At 54.6% G+C, this 20,706-nt stretch carries 24 protein-coding genes and 1 tRNA gene; 8 read left to right on the forward strand and 17 right to left on the reverse strand.

The features are described 5' to 3' along the window. Positions 1-7 precede the first annotated feature (7 nt). The 5 genes from aceB to mnmA all read left to right on the forward strand — a co-directional run bounded on the left by aceB (position 8) and on the right by mnmA (position 4,093). On the forward strand, positions 8-1,615 hold the full coding sequence (gene aceB / locus VLV32_05495) for a malate synthase A (GenBank protein ID HUL41342.1): 1,608 nt from the start codon (positions 8-10) through the stop codon (positions 1,613-1,615). 107 nt (positions 1,616-1,722) lie between these two features. Then, positions 1,723-1,941 carry a hypothetical protein gene (locus VLV32_05500; protein ID HUL41343.1) on the forward strand — a complete coding sequence of 73 codons (219 nt, stop codon included), beginning with the start codon at positions 1,723-1,725 and terminating at the stop codon, positions 1,939-1,941. A gap of 109 nt (positions 1,942-2,050) precedes the next feature. Continuing rightward, positions 2,051-2,509, forward strand: coding sequence for an NUDIX hydrolase (locus VLV32_05505; GenBank protein HUL41344.1), 459 nt, complete (start codon positions 2,051-2,053; stop codon positions 2,507-2,509). A 272-nt stretch (positions 2,510-2,781) separates the two neighbouring features. Beyond that, positions 2,782-3,033 carry a hypothetical protein gene (locus VLV32_05510; GenBank protein ID HUL41345.1) on the forward strand — a complete coding sequence of 84 codons (252 nt, stop codon included), beginning with the start codon at positions 2,782-2,784 and terminating at the stop codon, positions 3,031-3,033. Further along, entirely contained in the window at positions 3,026-4,093 is a 1,068-nt protein-coding gene (gene mnmA, locus VLV32_05515; GenBank protein HUL41346.1) for a tRNA 2-thiouridine(34) synthase MnmA, read from the forward strand. The genes VLV32_05510 and mnmA overlap by 8 nt, the downstream gene beginning before the upstream one ends. A 4-nt stretch (positions 4,094-4,097) precedes the next feature. Here the strand turns inward: mnmA and VLV32_05520 are convergent, their stop codons facing one another. Together VLV32_05520 and VLV32_05525 are read right to left on the reverse strand one after the other, a co-directional pair. Continuing rightward, positions 4,098-4,709 carry a glutathione S-transferase gene (locus tag VLV32_05520; GenBank protein HUL41347.1) on the reverse strand — a complete coding sequence of 204 codons (612 nt, stop codon included), beginning with the start codon at positions 4,707-4,709 and terminating at the stop codon, positions 4,098-4,100. 97 nt (positions 4,710-4,806) lie between these two features. Continuing rightward, on the reverse strand, positions 4,807-5,418 hold the full coding sequence (locus VLV32_05525; GenBank protein HUL41348.1) for a uracil-DNA glycosylase family protein: 612 nt from the start codon (positions 5,416-5,418) through the stop codon (positions 4,807-4,809). A gap of 43 nt (positions 5,419-5,461) precedes the next feature. Here VLV32_05525 and purB point away from each other — a divergent pair, with 43 nt between their 5' ends. Beyond that, the gene (gene purB / locus VLV32_05530) at positions 5,462-6,826 is read left to right on the forward strand and encodes an adenylosuccinate lyase (protein HUL41349.1); all 1,365 of its coding nucleotides are present in this window, start codon (positions 5,462-5,464) and stop codon (positions 6,824-6,826) included. A 6-nt stretch (positions 6,827-6,832) separates the two neighbouring features. Here purB and VLV32_05535 read toward each other — a convergent pair whose 3' ends face one another. The 6 genes from VLV32_05535 to queA form a co-directional block, all read right to left on the reverse strand. Further along, positions 6,833-7,474: a DedA family protein gene (locus VLV32_05535; protein ID HUL41350.1), complete on the reverse strand. Its 642-nt coding sequence runs from the start codon at positions 7,472-7,474 to the stop codon at positions 6,833-6,835. 13 nt (positions 7,475-7,487) lie between these two features. Next, entirely contained in the window at positions 7,488-8,417 is a 930-nt protein-coding gene (secF, locus tag VLV32_05540) for a protein translocase subunit SecF (protein HUL41351.1), read from the reverse strand. A gap of 14 nt (positions 8,418-8,431) precedes the next feature. Continuing rightward, positions 8,432-10,294, reverse strand: a complete 1,863-nt coding sequence (gene secD / locus VLV32_05545) for a protein translocase subunit SecD (GenBank protein ID HUL41352.1) — start codon at positions 10,292-10,294, stop codon at positions 8,432-8,434. Positions 10,295-10,362: 68 nt separating this feature from the next. Further along, positions 10,363-10,641 (reverse strand): preprotein translocase subunit YajC, encoded by a 279-nt coding sequence (gene yajC, locus VLV32_05550; GenBank protein ID HUL41353.1) that lies wholly within the window; start codon positions 10,639-10,641, stop codon positions 10,363-10,365. Between the two features lie 79 nt (positions 10,642-10,720). After that, positions 10,721-11,827 carry a tRNA guanosine(34) transglycosylase Tgt gene (tgt, locus tag VLV32_05555; protein HUL41354.1) on the reverse strand — a complete coding sequence of 369 codons (1,107 nt, stop codon included), beginning with the start codon at positions 11,825-11,827 and terminating at the stop codon, positions 10,721-10,723. Between the two features lie 11 nt (positions 11,828-11,838). Next, positions 11,839-12,867: a tRNA preQ1(34) S-adenosylmethionine ribosyltransferase-isomerase QueA gene (gene queA / locus VLV32_05560; protein ID HUL41355.1), complete on the reverse strand. Its 1,029-nt coding sequence runs from the start codon at positions 12,865-12,867 to the stop codon at positions 11,839-11,841. A 78-nt stretch (positions 12,868-12,945) separates the two neighbouring features. Between queA and VLV32_05565 the strand changes: the two genes are divergently transcribed. Then, positions 12,946-13,032 (forward strand) — tRNA-Leu (locus VLV32_05565). A gap of 47 nt (positions 13,033-13,079) precedes the next feature. Here VLV32_05565 and panD read toward each other — a convergent pair. The 9 genes from panD to hda all read right to left on the reverse strand — a co-directional run bounded on the left by panD (position 13,080) and on the right by hda (position 19,285). Further along, the gene (gene panD, locus VLV32_05570) at positions 13,080-13,460 is read right to left on the reverse strand and encodes an aspartate 1-decarboxylase (protein HUL41356.1); all 381 of its coding nucleotides are present in this window, start codon (positions 13,458-13,460) and stop codon (positions 13,080-13,082) included. 33 nt (positions 13,461-13,493) lie between these two features. After that, entirely contained in the window at positions 13,494-14,330 is an 837-nt protein-coding gene (gene panC / locus VLV32_05575) for a pantoate--beta-alanine ligase (protein ID HUL41357.1), read from the reverse strand. Between the two features lie 6 nt (positions 14,331-14,336). Further along, on the reverse strand, positions 14,337-15,128 hold the full coding sequence (gene panB, locus VLV32_05580; GenBank protein ID HUL41358.1) for a 3-methyl-2-oxobutanoate hydroxymethyltransferase: 792 nt from the start codon (positions 15,126-15,128) through the stop codon (positions 14,337-14,339). Then, entirely contained in the window at positions 15,129-15,770 is a 642-nt protein-coding gene (locus tag VLV32_05585; protein HUL41359.1) for a deoxynucleoside kinase, read from the reverse strand. Positions 15,771-15,773: 3 nt separating this feature from the next. Beyond that, on the reverse strand, positions 15,774-16,265 hold the full coding sequence (gene folK, locus VLV32_05590) for a 2-amino-4-hydroxy-6-hydroxymethyldihydropteridine diphosphokinase (protein ID HUL41360.1): 492 nt from the start codon (positions 16,263-16,265) through the stop codon (positions 15,774-15,776). Beyond that, complete coding sequence (gene pcnB / locus VLV32_05595; protein HUL41361.1) at positions 16,262-17,611, reverse strand: polynucleotide adenylyltransferase PcnB; 1,350 nt, start codon at positions 17,609-17,611, stop codon at positions 16,262-16,264. The genes folK and pcnB overlap by 4 nt, the downstream gene beginning before the upstream one ends. Positions 17,612-17,624: 13 nt before the next feature. Beyond that, on the reverse strand, positions 17,625-17,828 hold the full coding sequence (locus VLV32_05600; protein ID HUL41362.1) for a hypothetical protein: 204 nt from the start codon (positions 17,826-17,828) through the stop codon (positions 17,625-17,627). A gap of 17 nt (positions 17,829-17,845) precedes the next feature. Beyond that, a complete protein-coding gene (locus tag VLV32_05605; protein HUL41363.1) occupies positions 17,846-18,508 on the reverse strand; it encodes an HAD family hydrolase in 663 nt (220 codons plus the stop codon). Positions 18,509-18,592: 84 nt separating this feature from the next. Further along, positions 18,593-19,285, reverse strand: coding sequence for a DnaA regulatory inactivator Hda (gene hda / locus VLV32_05610; protein ID HUL41364.1), 693 nt, complete (start codon positions 19,283-19,285; stop codon positions 18,593-18,595). Positions 19,286-19,662: 377 nt separating this feature from the next. Between hda and purM the strand changes: the two genes are divergently transcribed. Then, positions 19,663-20,706 (forward strand): phosphoribosylformylglycinamidine cyclo-ligase (purM, locus tag VLV32_05615; protein HUL41365.1); only part of this gene is annotated, 1,044 nt, incomplete at its 3' end.

A 20,706-nucleotide genomic window follows, 5' to 3' on the forward strand; every position in this document is an offset into this window, starting at 1 on the left:
AATATCAATGGGCCATACTCATGCCCAGGGCGAAGGCATAGCCGTTCTAGGCGAAGTCACTCCTGAATTTGCACAAATCCTTACGCCTCAAGCATTAAATTTTTTGGTTAAGCTGGTGCGCAAGTTTGAAGGCCGGCGCCGTGAATTGATGCAGGCGCGCCAGGCACGCCAAGCGGAATTCGACGCAGGCAGACGCCCCGATTTTTTGCCGCAGACCCGCCAGATTCGAGAAGAACGCTGGAGCGTCGCACCAGCGCCGCATGATCTGCTTGACCGCCGCGTAGAAATCACCGGACCGGTCGAGCGCAAAATGATCATCAATGCTCTGAATTCCGGCGCCAATGTTTTCATGGCTGACTTCGAGGACGCTTGCAGCCCCACTTGGGAAAACATGATTCAGGGACAAATCAACCTGCGAGATGCGGTACGCGGCACCATCAGTTACGCCTCAACTGGCGGAAAGCGCTATACGCTCGACAAACGGACCGCGACGCTTATGGTAAGGCCGCGCGGATGGCATCTTCCTGAAAAGCATGTGCAGGTCGATGGTGAACCGGTTTCCGGCGCAATTTTTGATTTCGCGCTTTACTTTTTTCACAACATTAAAGAGCTGCTTAATAGGAACACCGGCGCATACTTTTATTTGCCGAAAATCGAAAGTCACTTGGAAGCACGGTTGTGGAACGACATTTTTAACCTGACGCAGGACGAGTTTGAGATTCCTCGCGGCACCATCCGAGCCACGGTATTGATTGAAACCGTTCTTGCCGCCTTCGAGATGGAGGAAATTCTCTACGAACTGCGGGAGCACTCAGCCGGGCTCAACGCCGGGCGGTGGGATTATATTTTCAGCTGCATCAAAAAATTCCGCAATGATCCGGATTTCATTCTTGCGGACCGAAGTCATGTCACCATGACCAGCCCGTTCATGCGCGCATATGCGTTGCTGCTGATCAAGACGTGCCATAGGCGTGGAGCTCACGCCATGGGCGGCATGGCAGCACAAATTCCAATCAAGGGCGATGCCGCGGCCAACCAAGCCGCGCTGGCAAAAGTACGTACGGACAAGGACCGCGAAGCCACAGATGGGTACGACGGCACCTGGGTTGCGCATCCCAAGCTGGTTACGGTTGCGAAAGCATCGTTTGATGCGGTGATGCCGAAGCCCAATCAGATTGACAAGCAACGCGATGATATTCGCGTCAAGGCTGCAGATCTTCTTGCTTTTGGACCGGAGAAACCGATCACGGAGCTCGGCTTGCGCATGAACATCAGTGTAGGCCTGCAGTATTTAGGTTCCTGGCTCGCTGGGGTCGGGTGCGTGCCGATCTACAATCTCATGGAAGACGCCGCCACTGCTGAAATCGCACGCTCACAGATCTGGCAGTGGATCAGGAGTCCGAAAGGCGTGCTCGAAGATGGTCGCAAGGTCACGAAGGAACTGTTCCGGGAGCTTTTACCGCAGGAACTCGCGAAAATCCGCGACGAACTCGGGGATAAGCAATTTCGCGAGGTTGGGCGCTATGAAGAAGCCGCCAGGATTTTCGATGAAATTACTACTAATAACGAATTTGTGGAGTTTTTCACCCTGCCGGGATACGCGCGTCTCAAATAAGCGACATGAAGAAAAAACGGCACTGTCAACGCAATGCAGGATTGTACGTTATTATCCAGCGGCACATTTGTGCCTGTAAATAATCTATACAACTGGAAGGAAATACCATGAGTAAATTGCTGTCTAGTTTGGTTGCCGCTATTTTCGCTGCGGTAACCCTTTCCGCCTTTGCCGCAGAGCCTGCCGCTCCGGGTGCAACTGAAAAGACCGAAGCTGCACAACCCGGCAAAATGGAAAAGAAAACTGAAAAGAAAGCTGAAAAGAAAAAAGAAGGTAAAAAAACCGCCAAGAAGAAAAAGTCTAAGCCAGAAGAAAATAAATCCTGAGCCTAGTCTGTCAGTACCAAAAGGCAGGACAAACGTCCTGCCTTTTTTATTTGCAATTTCCGGTCATCTTTTGAGTTGCTTGCAGAAAAGCTAAAATTGGTCTTCGATCATGGAAAACGGCATGATTTGGAAACCGAATGTCACAGTGGCTGCTGTTGCTGAACGCGACGGCCAATTTTTGCTGGTCGAGGAGCATACGGATGAGGGCACGGTATTAAACCAGCCTGCCGGTCATCTCGAAGCGGATGAAACTTTGCTTGAGGCCGTAATGCGCGAAACCCTGGAAGAAACCGCTTATCATTTTCAACCCGAGTTCCTGCTCGGCATTTACCGCTGGCAAAAGCCGGGCAGTAATGTCGCCTACCTGCGATTTGCTTTTACCGGGCACACCTCAGGCTTCGACGCGCAACGCAAGCTGGATCAAGGCATAATTCGCGCCGCCTGGATGACCGAAGCAGACATCCGTAAACAAGCGCATCGCCATCGCAGTCCGCTGGTGTTGCGCTGCGTGCAGGATTACCTTGCAGGTACGCGGTACCCGCTGGATATCCTCGTCCATTACCATTAATCCTATGCGCCGAAACTTTTCCTACGAGCCTCCTTTTGTTGCCTGTCGCTGCACGCCGAAGAGATGAAGCTCTGTTGCAAGGACGAGTGCGCAGTGCAAGCAATCGTAACTTTCAGCGGGCAGTAACTTGTAGACGTGACCGCGATTTTCGAACAGATAAATGACGCCGCGTTTGAAGGCGAAGCCAAATCTCGCGCTGAACACGCGCGCCCTACGTCGGAGAGGAAAGCTCGGATTTTCGCGACGACGGCGGTGCCGATCGCGAGAGTCGCATGGGGTCACTGGACCAATCGCTCAACGCCAAAGGCTGCCGGAATGTGCTGAAACGTCGCGGTTTGCCGAAAATCCATCGCGCAATGTCCCGGGTAGTGCGCGGCGCGACCAAGCCACGCTGGGCCGCGTGCATTTCTGAATTCCGCACTCGTCAGGAATTCGCGGTTGACTTGTTCTATTTTGGTCATATCCATCCCGCCGTCATGTTTCCGCTCGACGACCGGTTGAAGAGTGCCAACCACTATGTCTAAACAGCGCGTTATCGTCGGCATGTCTGGCGGAGTGGACTCGTCAGTGGCGGCCTTGCTGCTGCAGCAGCAAGGCTTCGACGTGCGCGGGCTTTTTATGAAAAACTGGGAAGACGACGATACGGAGGAATACTGTTCATCCAGACAGGATTTAATTGACGCGGTTGCGGTCGCGGACCGCATCGGCATCGATATCGAGACTGTCAATTTCTCCGCTGAGTACAAGGAGCGCGTATTTAGCGATTTTCTGAACGAATACCGCGCTGGTCGCACGCCGAACCCGGATGTGCTGTGCAACGCTGAAATTAAATTCAAGGCATTCCTCGACCATGCCTTGGGCCTGGGCGCAGACTATATCGCCACCGGGCATTATGCCCAGATTCGCGAAGCCGACGGCATGTTCCAGCTGCTAAAAGCCGAAGACGGCACCAAGGACCAAAGTTATTTTCTGTACCGCCTGAATCAGGCCCAGCTCTCGAGAACACTTTATCCGCTCGGCAATTTGTACAAGCGCGAAGTCCGCGAAATCGCAAGACAACGGGGATTGCCCGTTCACGACAAAAAAGACAGCACCGGTATCTGCTTTATCGGCGAGCGTCCGTTCCGCGAATTCTTGAGTCGCTATCTGCCGAGAAATCCCGGCGCTATGGAAACTCCGGACGGCGACATAGTAGGCGAGCATATAGGTCTTATGTATTACACCATAGGCCAGCGCCAAGGATTGGGCATAGGCGGCAAAGGCGAGGCGTGGTATGTCGCCGCCAAAGACATGGCGCGCAATGTACTCGTGGTAGTGCAAGGTCACGATCACCCCGCATTATTCCGCCAGAAACTTACTGGTGTCCGTCTGAGCTGGGTGAGTGGGCGCCTGCCGCATTGTAACTGGGTGTATTGCGCGAAAACCCGCTATCGGCAAGCCGACGCCGCATGCTGCATATCGCAGGTCAATGAATATACCTGCCACGTCGAGTTCGCCGAACCACAATGGGCAGTCACGCCCGGACAGTCGGTGGTGATCTATGAAAGCAACGTTTGCCTCGGCGGCGGAATTATCAGTGCCTGAGCCCTTATGCGGCCGGCGGTACCGTATCTTTGAACGACGCCCTCTGCATGACTTTGGCGTAAAGCTTGTCGAGATTTGGCCAAGATGCTCGCCAATCTATTTCAGGCAAACGCAAATTGAGGAACCCTAACGCACAGCCTACCGCAATGTCGGATAAGTTATAGATCTCCCCCGAACACCAGTTCTTTTCACCGAGGTCGATTGACGCCGCCTTCAATCCGCCCGCGATTTTGCCGCGCTGACGCGTAATCCAATCCTTGCTTTGCAGCTTCGCGGGACGTCTTGTTTCGATAACAATTGCCGCGGCTGCTTCCGCTATGCCATCTGCCAATGCTTCCCAGCGCTTGACCAAGGTGCGTTCGCGGCTTGCTTCGGGAATCAGGCGTCCCAAGGGAGTAAGGGTATCCAGGTATTCGACGATTACTCTCGAGTCAAACAGGCTGGTGCCATCGTCCAGAAGCAGTACCGGGACCTTGCCGAGCGGATTATATTCCGGCACCTTCGTGTCCTCACTCCAGGGAATGTCAACCTGCATCTCGTAATCAATGCGTTTTTCGGCAAGCACCACGCGCGCTTTGCGCACAAAAGGACTCGTCAGCGACCCGATCAATTTCATGGGATTTCCGGCAAAAATAATCGTGTGTTTATTATAACATTTCCGCCCCACGGGATACGCCGTCGCGGCCTCGGTGAAAATCGAATTACTGAAGCGTTTACCGTGGTTTCCTGATTACGTCGGAGACGAGCAGGCGAAGTTGCGGAATTACCTTCTTCTCAAACCACGGGTTGTTTTTGAGCCAGCCGCGATTGCGCGGACTGGGATGCGGAAGTGGCAGAAATTCTGGTAAATATTCCCGGTAACCGCGCACCGTCTCAGTGACCGTGGGTTTCGCCCTCGTACCGAGGTAATAGGCCTGTGCGTAATTTCCAACCAATAAAGTAAGGCTTATGTTCGGCAACGACGAGCGCAGTCTAGGATGCCAAAGCGGCGCGCATTCGGGGCGCGGCGGCAAATCGCCGTTCTCCCCGGTGCCTGGATAACAAAAGCCCGCGGGGATGATGGCGATGTGGCGCGCGTCGTAGAATTCATCGCGCCCAAGCTCAAGCCATTCGCGCAAGCGGTCGCCCGATGGATCATTCCATGGAATTCCGGTTTCATGGACTCTGCGCCCCGGCGCCTGTCCCACGATCATCAGGGTGGCGGTCGCTGCGGCGCGCAGAATCGGTTTCGGCGGATTGGGCAGATGTGCTTTGCACACCTTGCAGGCGCGGACTTCCCGCAGCAGTCGCGTAAATTTCGTTGCAGTCGGTTCAGGCGTCCGCATACGTTACCTGTGATAAAATGCGCTCGTTAGCTAAAGGCATAAAATGAAACCTTTGACCGCGCTCTCCCCGCTTGACGGGCGCTACCATAATAAAGTCGAAGCCTTACGCAAGTATTTCAGCGAGTATGCACTTATCCGCTACCGCATCCAGGTCGAAATCGAATGGCTGAAAGCGTTGAGCCGCGAGCCGACGATTGCCGAAGTCCCGCAGTTTTCCGATGACACACTGACGCAGCTCGATTCGCTGGCAGCCGACTTTTCCGAAGCCGACGCCGAGGCTGTAAAAACGGTTGAGTCGCGTATCAACCATGATATCAAAGCCGTCGAGTATTGGCTGCGGGAGCGTTTCTCGGGCAACCCGGAAATCGCCAAGATTTCCGAATTTATCCATTTTGCCTGCACTTCGGAAGACATCAACAATATTTCCTACGCTCTGATGCTGAAAAACGCCCGCCAAAAGGTGATGCTGCCCGCTGTAAAAGAAATCATCGATATGCTCACCGAGTTTGCGCACCGGCTCGCGGCCACGCCCATGCTCGCTCATACGCACGGTCAGCCCGCATCCTCCACGACCCTAGGTAAAGAGTTCGCCAATGTCGCATACCGCCTGCGCCGGGCTGCTCAGCGCATCGCCGCCGTCGCAATTCTCGGAAAAATCAACGGCGCGGTAGGTAACTACAACGCGCACCTGGCGGCTTACCCCGATTTCGACTGGGAAAAATTTGCGCAAGCTTTCATCAAGCATTTCGGGCTCGAATTCAATCCCTATACCATCCAAATCGAGCCGCACGATTACATGGCCGAACTATTCGACGCATTCGCCGCAGCCAACAACATTCTTTTGGACCTCGACCGCGATATGTGGGGCTACATCGCATTGGGGTATTTCAGGCAAAGAGCGGATGAAAAGGAGGTGGGATCCTCGACCATGCCGCACAAGGTGAATCCAATCGATTTCGAAAACTCGGAGGGCAATCTCGGACTCGCCAATGCGCTCCTCCGGCATTTGAGTGACAAGCTTCCGGTATCGCGCTGGCAGCGCGACCTCACCGACTCTACGGTACTGCGCAACATTGGGGTGGCGTTGGGCTACACCTTGCTCGGCTGCGATTCCTGCCTCAAGGGCTTGCGCAAACTGGAAGCCAATCCGCAACGCCTTATGCAGGATTTGGAGCGAAATTGGGAGGTGCTTGCGGAGCCTATCCAGACGGTGATGCGTCGCTATGGTGTGGCCAATTCTTACGAACAACTTAAACAGCTAACGCGCGGAAAGAACGGGATCACGCGCGAAACATTGCACAGGTTCATTAGCAGCCTTGCGATTCCGGCAAACGAAAAAACCCGGTTACTGCAAATGACGCCTTGGGACTATGTCGGTAAAGCCGCCGAACTCGCAAAGAGAATTTAGCAAGGCTCAGCGCGCCCGGGCCAGGCCGCGAAAATATTCGATAATGCCCGGCAGAATAGAAACAAAAATGATCAGCATAATAAACGCCGTTAGATTCTGCCTCACCACCGGAACATTACCAAAGTAGTACCCCCCAAATACGAAAAAGCTGATCCAGAATACACTGCCGCCCAAGCTGTACAACAGAAAGCGGGTATAGCGCATGCGACCGATCCCGGCAACAAACGGCGCAAAAGTGCGAACGATGGGAATGAAGCGCGCTATCAGGATGGTCTTGCCGCCGTGCCTTTCATAAAAGACCCGGGTTTTATCAAGATACGCACGGTTGAAAAAATGCGATTGGTCTTTGCGGAACACCCTGGGGCCGAGAAAGCGACCAATCCAGTAATTCGTATTGTCTCCTAAAAACGCTGCCGCCATAAGCAGCGCCGCCACTCCGTGGACATTGAGCGCATTCGTCGCTGTCAATGTCCCGGTTACGAAAAGCAATGAGTCCCCCGGAAGAAATGGAGTCACTACCAAGCCGGTTTCACAGAATATAATCAGGAACAGAATCGGATAAAACCAGTCTCCATAGTTTTGCAATAGCGTCAGCAGATGCTGATCAAGATGGGCCAACAGGTCGAAAAGGCTTGCGATGACTTCCACGTCGGGCGCGCCGTTACAGGGTTCCCACCGCAGCCTTCTTTTCCGGCTTGATGAAATCCTCACGCGTCGCGCCGAGCCACATCACAATCGGACTCGCAACCAACACCGAGGAATAAATGCCGAACAGAATCCCAATGGTAAGCGCCAGCGCAAAATAATGCAGCGCTTCACCGCCGAAAAACAACATTGAGGTCACCATCAATTGGGTGCAACCATGGGTGATGATGGTGCGCGACATGGTACGGGTAATTGCATTATTGATAATTTCCCGCGTGCTGGCCCGGCGCATCTTGCGGAAGTTTTCGCGTATCCGGTCGAACACGACCACCGATTCATTCACTGAATAACCGAGAATTGCCAGCACGGCTGCCAGCACCGAAAGCGAAAACTCCCATTGAAAGAATGAGAAGAAGCCCAAGATGATGACCACATCATGCAGGTTGGCAATGATCGCCGCAAGGCCAAACTTCCACTCGAAGCGCAGCCACAGGTACAACACGATGCCGATCGAAACCAAAAGCAGCGCCAATGAGCCGTTGTCCACCAACTCCTTGCCTACCTCAGGCCCCACATATTCGACGCGCCGCATCTGCACAGTTTTGTCGTCCTGGCGCAGTGCGTCCAGCACCTTCTCGCTCAATTTGGCGCTGGTTAATCCGGCCTTGGCGGGCAGCCTGATCAATACATCCTGCGCCGTGCCGAAATTCTGCACGCTGGCGTCGCTAAAACCGTGCTTAGCAAGAGTATCGCGGATTTGGTGGGTCTCTGCCGCTTGCATGTAATGCATCTCCATCACCGTACCGCCCGTAAAGTCTACTCCGAAGTTCAAGCCCTTGGTGGAAAGAAAAACCACCGCCAGGATGAACGTGATGATGGAAATCACGTTGAACACCAGCGCGTGGCGCATGAACGGAATGTCGTGTTTAATCCTGAAAAATTCCACGGTTTTATCCTATTTCAGGTTTTGGCTTTAGCCAATGGATGCCATACTTGGCCAATGGAAAGTTTTTCAAGCTTGCGGCGCCGGCCGTAAATCAGGTTAACCATGCTGCGCGAGACCACCACCGCACTGAACATCGACGTCAGTATCCCGAGGCACAGCACCACGGCAAAGCCGCGCACGGGTCCCGAACCAAACATAAACAAAGCAATGCCCGCGATCAGCGTGGTGATGTTGGAGTCGAGTATGGTGCCGAATGCCCGGTCATAACCAGCAGCAATAGCCGCGTGCGGCGTGGTTCCATTGCGCAGCTCTTCGCGGATCCGTTCGTTGATCAGCACGTTGGCATCAATCGCCATGCCCACGGTGAGCGCGATACCGGCCATGCCTGGAAGGGTAAGTGTCGCTTGCAGCATGGAAAGCAGTCCTACAAGAAACAAAACGTTAATCGCCAGCGCTACCACCGATATCAAACCGAACAACTGATAATAGACAATCATGAATATGGCGATCGCGGAAAAACCGATCCATGTTGAATGAAAGCCGCGCCTGATATTATCCGCACCGAGACTCGGCCCGACGGTGCGTTCCTCGATGATCTCCATAGGCGCGGCCAAGGCGCCGGCGCGCAACAGCAAGGCGATATCGCGCGCTTCTTCCACGCTCATGCGTCCACCGCTGATTTGTACCCTGCCTCCTCCGATTTCCGTACGGATCACAGGTGCGGTCACTACTTCCCCTTTGCCTCTGTCAATGAGGATGATCGCCATGCGTTTGCCGACGTTATCGCGAGTAATCTGCTGGAAAATACGTGCGCCGGTCCCGTCAAGCGTGATATGCACCGCGGGTTCTCCGGTCTGCCCGTCGTAGCCCGGCCGGGCGTCGCTGATGCGCTCGCCCGTCAGGACTACATTCTTCTTTACCAACAGCGGAACCCCGGCCCTGTCCTTAAATAACTCGTCGCCCAACGGTATTTGTCCCTGTTCCGCGGCTTGCAGCGAACCCGGATCTGAATGTTCCTCATCCACCATATGCACTTCCAGAGCTGCAGTGCGCCCGAGAATGTCCTTTGCTTTTGCGGTATCCTGCACTCCGGGTAGTTGCACCACCACGCGGTCTGTGCCTTGCTGCTGAATTACCGGCTCGGCCACTCCGAGTTCATTTACGCGGTTGCGCAGCGTGGTGATATTCTGCAACAGCGAGTATTCCTTGATTCGCGTCGTCGCCTGAGGCGTGAGTGTGGCGAGAAGCTTCGGTTCTCCGTCGTTGACTTCCTTTAGCGCCAGCTCGGGATAGTTTTTGCCAAGCTCGTCCATGCCCTGGGTGCGGGCTTCGTCGTTCCTGAATTTGATGGTAAGAACCTGCCCTTCCCGATTAACGCCGGTATAGGCAATTCTCTTGTCGCGCAGGCCGGTACGGATGTCATTCCCATAGCGTTCTACCGTGTTATCCAGCGCGGTCTTCATGTCGACCTCAAGCAGGAAATACACGCCGCCGCGTAGATCCAAACCCAGGTACATGGGGAGTGCGCCGATGTCGGACAGCCAACGCGGAGAGCTCGACAGAAGGTTGAGCGCAACGACGTAATCGTCGCCCAACTTCGATTGCAGCAGGTCCTTCGCTTTGAGCTGCGTATCAGTGTCAGAAAAGCGCACTTTAACGGTGTTGACGTCGAGGAAGGCGCCTTGCGAAGGGACATTGGCTTTGGCAAGCAGGCTTTCGACCCGCTGCAACAATGCGCTGTCCACTTTCAGCTCGGAACGGGCCGGCAAAATTTGCACCGCGGGAACGTCGCCGAACAAATTAGGCAGCGCGTAAATAAACCCCAGCAGCAACGCGACGCCGACAAGAATGTATTTCCAGAGGGGGTAGCGATTCATGTCACATCAGTGAACGGTCAAACGCTGGCGGCATGGTGCGGTTTATTCAAGCCCGATCTCCGCGCCAGCTACTTTTCATTTTTTATGGTGCCCTTCGGGAGCAAGGTTTGAATCGCCGTTTTCTGCACCTGAATTTCCACGTTGTCGCATATTTCCAGCGTTACATAGTTGCCGCCGACTTTGGTGATCCTGCCCAGCACTCCGCCGCCGGTTACGACTTCGTCGCCCTTTTGCAGCGCCTCTGTCATTGTCTTGTGCTCCTTGGCACGCTTCATTTGAGGACGTATCATTAAAAAATACAAGAGTACAAACAATAACAGCAGGGGCATCAATCCGACCCAGTCCATCCCTTGTTGCCCTGGTCCGGTAGTCTGTGCAAAAACGTCTTTCATCAGCACGTTCGCGCTCCGGTTTCAAATAAAGCCGTTATTTTAGCACGCTGATGCGCATCTGCTGGAACTCCTCCACAAACTCGACAAAGCGGCCGGCCGAGATTGCGCGTCGCAACCCGCGCATTAATTCCAGGTAATAATACAGGTTGTGGACGGTATTTAAGCGTGCACCGAGAATTTCATTTGCCCGCTGCAAGTAATGCAGATAGGCACGGGTAAAGTTCTTGCAGGTATAACAGGCGCATTGCTCGTCAAAAGGTCGCATATCGTCGCGATATTGGGCATTCTTCAGCTTTATCGTTCCGTTCCGGGTAAAAATCCAGCCGTTCCGGGCATTGCGTGTGGGTAAAACGCAGTCAAACATATCAATCCCCTGCGCTACCGCGCCTACGATATCTTCCGGCGTACCCACTCCCATCAGATAACGCGGCGTCTCAATAGGCAGTTGCGGAGCGATGTGCCTGAGAATGCGCTGCATGTCGCGCTTCGGCTCGCCCACCGACAATCCTCCAATGGCGTAGCCGTCAAATCCGATATCAACCAAAGCGCGCAGCGATTGCTCGCGCAAACGTTCATACATGCCGCCTTGCACAATGCCAAATAATGCAGTGCTGCCGCTTTCATAGGCGCGCTTCGAGCGTTCCGCCCAGCGCAGCGAAAGCTGCATTGATGTCCGCGCCTGCTCTTCATCCGCCGGGTAAGGCGTGCATTCATCAAACACCATTGCAATATCCGCATTCAGCACGCGCTGGATTCGCATCGATTCTTCCGGCGACAGAAAGCAGCGGTCGCCATTGATCGGCGACCGGAATTGCACCCCCTGCTCTCTGACTCTGCGCAGCTTGCCCAGGCTGAAAACCTGATATCCACCGGAATCAGTGAGCAGCGGCCCGTCCCACGCCATGAAGCGGTGCAGGCCGCCATGCTTTTCGATGACCTCCAATCCCGGTCGCAGCCACAAATGAAAGGTGTTGCCAAGCACGATCTCGGCGCCGATTTGCTTGAGCTCAACCGGGCTCACGGCTTTTACTGTACCGTAAGTGCCAACCGGAATAAATGCCGGGGTCGCGACGGCGCCGTGTTCAAGGTTCAGGGTTCCACAACGCGCTTTACCCGAGGTATGACGAACCACGAAGTCCATTCACGCTTCTTTCACGATTGGCGCTCGATCAACATCGCATCGCCGTAACTGAAAAACCGGTAGCGGTTTTCCACGGCGTGTCGGTAAGCGCGGCGTATGTTTTCTACTCCGCCAAAGGCCGACACGAGCATAAGTAACGTGGAGCGCGGCAGATGAAAATTCGTAAGGAGCCGTTGCACGACTTTAAACCGGTAGCCGGGAGTGATAAAAATATCCGTCTCGCCGCAACTCGCCTGCAATTTTTGGCTTACAGCCGCCGCTTCCAGCGCGCGCAAGCTAGTGCTGCCCACGGCCACGACGCGTCCGCCTTCGCGTTGCGCCGTTTCGATTATGGAAACGGTCGCAGCGGAAATGTCGTACCACTCATTGTGCATTCTATGCTCGCTGATATCATCCACGCATACCGGCTTGAAGGTCCCTGCGCCCACATGCAAAGTCACAAAGACAATTTTCACCCCACGCTCGCGCAAATGGTCGAGCATGGCCGCGTCAAAATGCAGGCCCGCAGTAGGCGCTGCCACCGCGCCCGGTTCGCGCGCATAAACCGTCTGATAACGCGCTTCGTCAAGCGCCGAAGCGGGCCGCGAAATGTATGGGGGCAGCGGCATTACGCCGATGCGCTCCAGTAGTTCCGCAACCGTGATGTCGCTGCTGAAACGCAGCGTGTAGAAGTCCCCTTGACGCAGTTCCACGATTGCTTCGAAATGATTTGCGAGAAACAACTTCGAACCCGGCCGCGGCGCGTGACTGGCGCGCACCTGCGCCAGCGCATGATGGTTGTCCAGAACCCGTTCCACAAGCAGCTCCACTTTGCCACCGCTTTCTTTATTCGCGAACATGCGGGCTTTAATAACGCGGGTATCATTCAATACCAACACATCATTGGGTTTGAGAAATTGCGGCAGGTCCATAAACCGAGAGTCGTGCAATTTACCGCTTGCGCCGTCAAGCCAAAGCAGTCGGCTGGCACTGCGCGGCTCGGCAGGAAACTGCGCAATGAGTTCCTGTGGCAAATGATAATCAAAATCGCTGGTTCGCATATCGCAATCTTGCTGCAAAAATGCCTTTTAGAGGATAATTCTTTGACTTTTGAGAATCGCTGGACAACAAGCTCCCCAGCCGGGATGGCGGAATCGGTAGACGCACGGGACTCAAAATCCCGCGGCCGTGAGGTCATGCGAGTTCGACTCTCGCTCCCGGCACCAATAAAAAAAGCGGCTACGAAGCCGCTTTTTCAAATTTCAGTGCGATTTCAAGCCCGCTGCATCGGGATTTCTTGGCGTCGGTCAAGAATACGGTTGCACTGGTCCACGTAAATCAGTTCGGGACGGTATTTTTGCAATTCCAATTCCGAGTAAACAGCATAAGTCGCGATGATCAAAAGATCATCCGGTTTTGCTTTGTGCGCCGCTGCCCCATTGACTGAAACAATTCCCGAATCGCGTTCGGCCGGGATGGCGTACGTGGTAAAACGTTCGCCGTTGGTTATATTGTAGATGTCTATTTGCTGGAACTCGCGAATGTCCGCCGCATCCATTAGCCTCCGATCAATCGCGCAGGAACCTTCATAATGCAACTCGGCATGCGTGACGCGCACGCGGTGCAATTTCGACTTGAGCATCGTCCTCTGCATTTCAGCGCCCTCCCCGAATTTGGTCAGTATAGTCTAGCCGGTAACGAAAACCTCGAGGTTATCGATAAGCCTGGTTTCGCCAAGCCATGCGGCGCCCAGCGCAATCATTTCGTTATCAATGGCTTGGGCAGGCTCCAGCGTGGAGTTTTTCCGCAGTGCAACATAGTCCACCCGCCAGCCATGACTGTCAAGCATTTTTTCGGCTTCCCTCTGCAGTCCGCCAAAGTCCCGTTCCCCACCCGCGATTCGCTCCTTTATATATGCCAGCGTTCGGTACAGGCGCGGCGCCTCAAGCCGCTCCGCAGGACTTAAATAGCTGTTTCTTGAGCTTAATGCCAGTCCGTCAGGAGCGCGCTCAATTTCTGCAGGAATAATCTCGATCGGCAAATTAAGTTCACGCACCATTTCGCGAATAATCAGAAGTTGTTGGTAATCCTTTTTCCCAAACACGGCGATTCGCGGCTGCACGATATTGAATAGCTTGAGCACTACGGTAGCGACACCGCGGAAATGCCCGGGGCGAAATTTACCGCACAATTCATCTGCCAGTGGCGGCAGATCCACCGTCACCCTTTGCGGAATCGGAAAAAGCTCGTTCTCCTCAGGCGCAAACACAACGTCCGCACCGTGTCTCTGCAGCTTCGCGCAGTCTTCTTCGAGGGTGCGCGGATAGCGCGCAAAATCGTCGTTTGGACCGAATTGCAATCGGTTCACAAATATGCTTGCTACCACACAAAGCGCGTGCTTGTGGGCAAGATCAACTAGCGCGAGATGCCCGTGGTGCAGGTTACCCATAGTTGGGACGAACGCAACGTCGCGCTCGCTGTCCAGCCTGGAGCGCAAAGCTTCAATTTTGGAAACGACTTGCATCTCGCATCAGAACGAATGCTCAGGGCCGGGAAACGATTTGGCTTTTACTTCCTTTACATATGCTTCAATCGCAGCTTGTACGCCGTTTCTGCCGTCCAGGAAGTTTTTCACGAATTTTGGCCTCTTGCCGGGCGAAACGTCCAACATATCGTGCAGCACGAGCACTTGGCCGGAACAGTCCAAGCCTGCGCCGATGCCAATCGTGGGTATCGCAAGTTTCGCCGTTATTTGCTTCGCCAGTACCGAGGGCACCGCCTCCAAGACCAGCATCCCGGCGCCCGCTTGCTCCAGCATCTTCGCGTCCTGCATCACCCGCTTTGCCTCGCGGTCGCCCTTGCCCTGGACGCGGTAGCCACCAAGCTGATGCACCGATTGCGGGGTGAGCCCAAGATGTCCGCACACTGGAAGGCCGCGCTCCGTAAGAAAACCGACGCTGTCCACCACCGCTTGGCCTCCTTCAAGCTTGACCATGTGCGCCCCCGCGGCCATAAGCTGCGCAGCATTCGCGAATGTCTGCTGCGGACTCAACTGGAAACTGCCGAACGGCATGTCGGCGACAATGAAGGCGCGCTTCGAGCCACGCGCCACGCAGCGCGTGTGGTAGACCATTTCTGCAAGCGTCACCGGTAACGTCGATTCGTGGCCTTGCAGCACCATGCCCAGCGAATCGCCGACGAGCAGCACTTCCACCCCTGCATTTTCCAACAGCAGGGCGAAGCTTGCGTCGTAACAGGTGAGCATGGCTATTTTCTCGCCATCCTGCGCCATTTTATGCAGTGTGTTCAGAGTAATCCGCATTTAGGTACCCAGATTGAAGAATTCGCGGCCACCGCGAATTTGCGTAAGGCGCTCCAACAATAAATCAAAATCCCGAGGCTCATCAACAAAATTGAGATTGTCACTGTTGACGATCAGCAGGGGAGCCATTTCATAATGGTAAAAAAAGCGACTGTAGCTTTCTACAAGCCGCTCCAGGTAGTGCTCGGAAATATTTTTTTCATACGGCTGGCCACGCCGTCGCACCCGCTCGATCAGCGTATCAACCGAAGCTTGCAGATAAATCACCAGATCCGGACGCGGCGATTGCGGATGCACGTGCCGGTAGATTTCATGATAAAGGCGAAACTCATCATCATTTAGTGTAAGTCTGGCGAACAGGGGGTCTTTGTCGAGGATGAAATCGGCAATGGTCAGTTTATTGAACATATCCAGTTGCGCCAAACCCTGCAACTGCGTCACTCGATGAAACAAGAAAAACAACTGCGTCGAAAGCGCATAGCGCGGTATATCTTGGTAGAAAAGAGGCAAAAATGGATTGGCTCCAGGATTTTCCAGAAGCGAATGGCCGTTCAAGCGTTCTGATAACAGCCGCGCGAGGCTCGTTTTACCCACCCCGATCGGACCCTCAACCACGATATAACGATACCTGTCAGGCAACATGCTTCAGTCTTCTACCAATTTTTGCAGATGCTGCCCGGTGCACGCGGCGAGCAATTCGGCAACACTGCCTATCCCGGGAACGACTGAATCCGGAGCAATCTCGTGCAGCGGCGACAATACAAACGCGCGCTGGTGCATGCGCGGGTGTGGGATGGTCATGCCGGGCTCATGATGGATGAGGTCGCCGTACAACAGCAAATCAAGATCCAGCGTGCGCGGCGCATTGGGAAACTCGCGCCGGCGGCCATGGCGCCGCTCGATCTCTAGGAGCGCCGCGAGCAGCCGGCGCGGCGCAAGTCGAGTCTCGAGTTTGGCGACGGCGTTGATAAAATACGGTTGATTTACATTGCCGACCGGTGCGCTGCGGTAAAGCGAAGAACAAGCGACCAGCTTGGTCTTCGGCAAATTGCCCAGATCGGCAAAACCATTGTGTATTTGCGTGACCGGGGATTCGAGATTGCTGCCAAGCGCTACGAAAACCATTTGCGGATTCACGGAGTCTCCCCGTCACGATTTCGGGTAGGATAATTCGAAGCCGGTTTTCTGCGGCGGCGGCGGCGTCTGCCTGCCATCTGGTCAACTAGCAGCATGCTGTGACGTTTTTCATGCTCGGCATTTTGAAACACGGTCCACCAGTGTCCAAGTTCTACCTCCGCTTCACCATTGTTACAGCGCATCATCAGGAAATCGTATGCTGCCCGAAAGCGTGGGTGTTCAAGAACGCGAAATGCGCGCTTGCCCGAGCGGTTCAAAAAACGCGGCTGTAGCGACCAAATTTCCTTCATGACCGCGCTGAAGCGCTTGGGTATGGCGAGCCTCTCTGCCTGCATGCGTATCACCTGATCCATCGCCTGATGCAGGGCTTGCATGGAATGAAGTCCGCGCTGTTCAAGGTTTTTCCACGTATCAAGCACATCGTGCCACAGCAATGCCGCGAACAGAAATGCCGGCGATACCGGTTTGTCCGCACGAATGCGGTCGTCGGTGTTCCTTAGCGCCAGCATTATGAAACTTTGACCAAGAGGTCGTTCGAGGACCATGTCGAGCATGGGAAAAAGTCCACGATGCAGACCATTTTCCAGCAAAGCCTTGACGCATTCCACGGCGTGTCCGGAAAGCAGGAGCTTCAGCATTTCTTCAAAAAGCCTCGAGGCCGGTACGTTTTGCAAGAGCGGCGCAAGTCGGCGAATAGGTGCGCGCGTCGATGGCTCGATTTGCAGGTGAAGCTTGGCAGCCAAGCGCACTGCGCGCAGCATGCGTACCGGGTCCTCGCGGTAGCGACTCTCGGCATCACCAATGATACGCAGTCGCCGCGCCTTGAGATCGGCGAAGCCTCCTTGGTAATCCACGACCTCTTCGGTCGTGGGATCGAAGAATAACGCATTGATGGTGAAATCGCGTCGTTCAGCGTCCTGCGCCTGATCTCCGAAGACATTATCGCGCAGGAGTCTGCCATGAACATCCTGCAGCGCTTCGTGCATTTCGGACCGTGGGCCGCGAAATGTGGAAACCTCGACTGTCTCGTTCCCGTGCATTACATGCACAAGTCGGAAGCGACGTCCTATGATGTGCGCGCGGCGGAAAGCCGCACGCACCTGCTCCGGTGTGGCATTCGTGGCAACATCAAAATCCTTCGGGGCAAGATCGAGCAGCATATCCCGCACGGCACCGCCAACAACAAACGCCGCAAAACCTTTTTCCTTGAGGGTAACGACAGTCTTCAATGCGCCCTGGCTGATTTGTTGCTTTCGGATTCCATGCACGTGGCGTGGAATAATCAGCGGCGCGCCGGGAAGCGAAGCTTGCTTGTTGAAGACGCGGCGCAGAAGTCTTCGAATCATAAAGTTAGCGAAATCAAGCCGGATTATACACTGCGCCGAATCCGCGCTTGGGATTGCGTAATTGCCCGCAGACGTCATGCGCAAGGCCTGGGAATTGGGCGAGCAACGCCGGCAATTCTTGCGCCACAGGCAGATCAAGGATGCCGTACGGCAGGCATGCAGACAGGGTCAAATGCGCACGAACCGGTAATACCACGAGCGGCAGATGACGGGCCATGGACAAGAATAAAAAAGCTAGCGCAGGCTGATGACCTGCCACTTTTTTTCCAGAGCATGTGCCCGCAATGTCTCATCAGGATCCACCGCGACCGGATGAGTCACGCGCTCTAACAAAGGCAAATCATTCAGCGAATCGCTGAAAAACCAGCTTTCGTCGAAGCCTGTTAATTTTTGTCCGAGTTCCAACAGCCAGCGCTCGAGGCAGGCGACCTTGCCGGCGCGGAAGCAGGGCGTTCCGGCGACTTTACCGGTGAACTCGCCGTCGCGTTCTTCCGGCTCGGTGGCAATCAGGTGCTTGACTCCGAATTCTGCCGCAATGGGCGCGGTAACGAAACGGTTGGTCGCTGTAATGATGGCCGTCAAATCGCCGTCCTCGATATGGCTCTGCACCAGCGTGCGTGCTTTCCTGGTAATTATCGGCAGGATCCGATTTTGCGTAAACTCAAGGAGCCATGCATCGAGTTCATGCCGCGGATGGCGCGACAAAGGTTTCAGCTGAAAATCCAGAAACGTGTTTATGTCCAGAGTACCAGAGCGGTATTGGTCGTAAAAACTGCGGTTTTTTGCTTCATACAACTCGCGGTCTAGAACCATTTTGCCGATCAAGAATTGCGCCCACTCAAAATCGCTATCTCCGGCCAGCAGCGTGTTATCGAGATCAAATAAAGCGAGGCGCATGGCTTACCTGTTTTGTTTGCAAATGATATCGCCCGTTTCGGCTTTCTCCGCATGCGCGAGGAACTCGGAAGTGGTCGGCAACGCTCACTCCCCCGGAGATTGCAGCGGTTGCATGATTTCCCGGAGTAAGGGAAGCGTCACCGGCCGCTTTGTTTGCAGGGAATAGTTATCCAGGGTATCAAGCACCGCCAGAAGTGAAGGCATGTCGCGTCGCCCATGGCTGAGTAGATAAACAGCGGCATCGTGGGGCAGCTCAAATCCGCGGTTCATGGCATGCGTTCTCAGTGCCTGCGTTTTTTCTTCATCATTCAGGCCGTGCACCTGAAACACCAAGCCCCATCCCAGGCGGGTGACCAGATCCTCGCGCAGCTTGAGTTGCGCCGGCGGAACTGTGCCGCTCACCAACAACCTGCCTTGCCCTTCGCGCATTTGATTGTACAGGTTGAAAAGCGCGATTTGCGCATTGCCGTTCAAGCGCTCTACGTCGTCGACAGCCAGTGCACCCGAATTTTCATATCCTGAGGCCATTTCATTGTCCTGCCCACCGCGGAAATAGGCGGCGCTCGAATGTTGGTGCCGGAACGCGTCCACCATGGCTTTAAGGAGATGGCTGCGCCCCGAGCCAGGGCTTCCCCATATATAGACGAAGCGCTCTTGCGGTTGCGTCGCCAACATACCACGCAACACATGAATGAGCTCCATGTTCCTGCCGACAACAAAATTATCCAGCGTGGGCTGCGCCCGCAAGGATAAATCAAGCACTAATTGATTTGCCATTATCGATCTCTAATGCGAACCAGACCCGCAAAGCAGTATATAGCCCATCGCCAACACTTTTCTACAGCAAAATGAAATCCATTCGGCTAATCTGCAGTGTCGTCGCTGCGCTTCGTTCGTTTTAGTTAAAACCCGCTACCAGTGCTAGCGCGCGACCCAAGCACGTTCGAAAATTCCTGCCGAGAACAATCAAAATAGAGCGTGATAGCGCTGCTCAACAGCGTCTTGGGTTCCATTATTGGTCGGACTCGCAAAGTCTGGCGGGTGCAAAAACGGCCGATCCGGAACAGGGTCAAACCGTTCCGCATTCATTTGAGGTAAAATTTGCGGGTGTCATGCCTGTTTCACCTTTATCTTGCAAGAGGCAATAACCGAATTTGAGCCCCGCTGACTCACCCAAGACCGAGCTTTCCTATTTTGATGCCGGCGTGGATATAGAAGCCGGCGACCGTCTGATTGAGAAAATCAAGCCGTTTGCCCAGAAAACCATGCGGCCCGAAGTACTCGCCGGAATCGGCGGCTTTGGGGCACTTTTTGAGATTTCCAAGAGATACCGCAACCCGGTTCTGGTCTCGGGTTGCGACGGCGTCGGGACCAAGCTTAAGCTTGCCTTCCAGCTCGACAAACACGATACGGTAGGCGTTGATCTGGTGGCAATGAGTGTTAACGATATCCTGGTGCAGGGCGCGGAGCCGTTATTTTTTCTCGACTACTTCGCCTGCGGCAAGCTCGATGTAGCCACGGCGGCACGCGTAATTCAAGGCATATCCAACGGCTGTGAGCTCGCGGGATGTGCGTTGATCGGCGGCGAAACAGCGGAAATGCCGGGTTTTTACCCAGCCGGCGAATACGATCTCGCCGGATTTGCGGTCGGCGCTGTTGAAAAGGACCGGGTGATTACCGGCAGCGCCATAAGCGCGGGCGACGCAGTTTTGGGACTGGGCTCGAGCGGTGCACATTCCAACGGCTTTTCGCTCATTCGCAAGATTATCGAGAAAAGCGGCATTGACCTTGATTCCGATTTCCACGGGCAAAGTTTGGGCGAAGCATTGCTTGCGCCGACGCGCATCTACGTAAAACCGCTGCTCGGTCTGATGCAACACGCGCCTGTGAAGGGCATGGCGCACATTACCGGCGGCGGGCTGCTGGAGAACATTCCGCGTATTCTTCCTGACAATTTGTGCGCGGAGCTGCAGCGATCGGCGTGGGATATGCCGCCGCTTTTTAAATGGCTGCAAGCTCAGGGTAATATCGGGGAGCGCGAAATGCACCGCACCTTTAACTGCGGAATAGGCATGATCGTGGTGGTAAGCGCGAAGCACGCTCAACGGGCGCAAACGTTTTTGCGAGATGCCGGAGAGCAGGTGTGGCGTGTTGGCGAGATTAAGGAACGCACCAAAGGCGAGCCGCAGACTATTGTC

This window comes from Burkholderiales bacterium (genome assembly GCA_035518095.1).
Lineage (GTDB): Bacteria > Pseudomonadota > Gammaproteobacteria > Burkholderiales > JAHFRG01 > JAHFRG01.

Coding starts and splice junctions, on each gene's coding strand:
- aceB (HUL41342.1), top strand. CDS start 8: ATGGGCCATACTCATGCCCAGGGCGAAGGCATAGCCGTTCTAGGCGAA.
- VLV32_05500 (HUL41343.1), top strand. CDS start 1,723: ATGAGTAAATTGCTGTCTAGTTTGGTTGCCGCTATTTTCGCTGCGGTA.
- VLV32_05505 (HUL41344.1), top strand. CDS start 2,051: ATGGAAAACGGCATGATTTGGAAACCGAATGTCACAGTGGCTGCTGTT.
- VLV32_05510 (HUL41345.1), top strand. CDS start 2,782: ATGGGGTCACTGGACCAATCGCTCAACGCCAAAGGCTGCCGGAATGTG.
- mnmA (HUL41346.1), top strand. CDS start 3,026: ATGTCTAAACAGCGCGTTATCGTCGGCATGTCTGGCGGAGTGGACTCG.
- VLV32_05520 (HUL41347.1), bottom strand. CDS start 4,709: ATGAAATTGATCGGGTCGCTGACGAGTCCTTTTGTGCGCAAAGCGCGC.
- VLV32_05525 (HUL41348.1), bottom strand. CDS start 5,418: ATGCGGACGCCTGAACCGACTGCAACGAAATTTACGCGACTGCTGCGG.
- purB (HUL41349.1), top strand. CDS start 5,462: ATGAAACCTTTGACCGCGCTCTCCCCGCTTGACGGGCGCTACCATAAT.
- secD (HUL41352.1), bottom strand. CDS start 10,294: ATGAATCGCTACCCCCTCTGGAAATACATTCTTGTCGGCGTCGCGTTG.
- yajC (HUL41353.1), bottom strand. CDS start 10,641: ATGGACTGGGTCGGATTGATGCCCCTGCTGTTATTGTTTGTACTCTTG.
- tgt (HUL41354.1), bottom strand. CDS start 11,827: ATGGACTTCGTGGTTCGTCATACCTCGGGTAAAGCGCGTTGTGGAACC.
- queA (HUL41355.1), bottom strand. CDS start 12,867: ATGCGAACCAGCGATTTTGATTATCATTTGCCACAGGAACTCATTGCG.
- panD (HUL41356.1), bottom strand. CDS start 13,460: ATGCAGAGGACGATGCTCAAGTCGAAATTGCACCGCGTGCGCGTCACG.
- panC (HUL41357.1), bottom strand. CDS start 14,330: ATGCAAGTCGTTTCCAAAATTGAAGCTTTGCGCTCCAGGCTGGACAGC.
- panB (HUL41358.1), bottom strand. CDS start 15,128: ATGCGGATTACTCTGAACACACTGCATAAAATGGCGCAGGATGGCGAG.
- VLV32_05585 (HUL41359.1), bottom strand. CDS start 15,770: ATGTTGCCTGACAGGTATCGTTATATCGTGGTTGAGGGTCCGATCGGG.
- pcnB (HUL41361.1), bottom strand. CDS start 17,611: ATGATTCGAAGACTTCTGCGCCGCGTCTTCAACAAGCAAGCTTCGCTT.
- VLV32_05600 (HUL41362.1), bottom strand. CDS start 17,828: ATGGCCCGTCATCTGCCGCTCGTGGTATTACCGGTTCGTGCGCATTTG.
- VLV32_05605 (HUL41363.1), bottom strand. CDS start 18,508: ATGCGCCTCGCTTTATTTGATCTCGATAACACGCTGCTGGCCGGAGAT.
- hda (HUL41364.1), bottom strand. CDS start 19,285: ATGGCAAATCAATTAGTGCTTGATTTATCCTTGCGGGCGCAGCCCACG.